Raw genomic sequence first — 680 nt, 5'->3', positions numbered from 1 at the left:
AAGCCCTTGTTGATGTCTTCCAGCTTCAGCGTGTGCGTGATCATCGGGTCGATCTGGATCTTGCCGTCCATGTACCAGTCGACGATCCTCGGCACGTCGGTGCGGCCGCGCGCGCCGCCGAAGGCGGTGCCCATCCAGGTGCGGCCGGTGACCAGCTGGAACGGCCGGGTCGAGATCTCCTGGCCGGCGCCGGCGACGCCGATGACGACCGACTTGCCCCAGCCGCGATGCGAGGCTTCCAGCGCCTGGCGCATCACCTTGGTGCTGCCGGTGCAGTCGAAGGTGTAGTCGGCGCCGCCGATCTGGTCGGCACCGCGCTTGGTCATGTTGACCAGATGCGGGACGATGTCGCCGTCGATCTCCTTCGGATTGACGAAGTGCGTCATACCGAACTTCTCGCCCCACGGCTTCTTGTCGTTGTTCAAGTCGACGCCGATGATCATGTCGGCGCCGGCAAGCTTCAGGCCCTGGATGACGTTGAGGCCGATGCCGCCGAGGCCGAAGACGACGGCGGTGGCGCCTTGCTCGACCTTGGCCGTGTTGATGACCGCGCCGATGCCGGTGGTGACGCCACAGCCGATGTAGCAGATCTTGTCGAAGGGGGCGTCGGGGTTGACCTTGGCCAGCGCGATCTCCGGCAGCACGGTGAAGTTGGAGAAGGTCGAGCAGCCCATATAGTG

At 65.0% G+C, this 680-nt stretch carries 1 protein-coding gene; it reads right to left on the bottom strand.

Features of this window, described 5'->3' with window-relative positions:
* Positions 1–680, bottom strand: a 680-nt coding sequence (locus ACFX5Q_RS34825) for a zinc-binding dehydrogenase (RefSeq protein ID WP_404285071.1), incomplete at both ends; no start/stop codon positions are given.

Source organism: Mesorhizobium sp. IMUNJ 23033 (genome assembly GCF_044778005.1).
GTDB lineage: Bacteria > Pseudomonadota > Alphaproteobacteria > Rhizobiales > Rhizobiaceae > Mesorhizobium > Mesorhizobium amorphae_A.
This window is presented reverse-complemented; position numbering and strand designations above follow the sequence as displayed.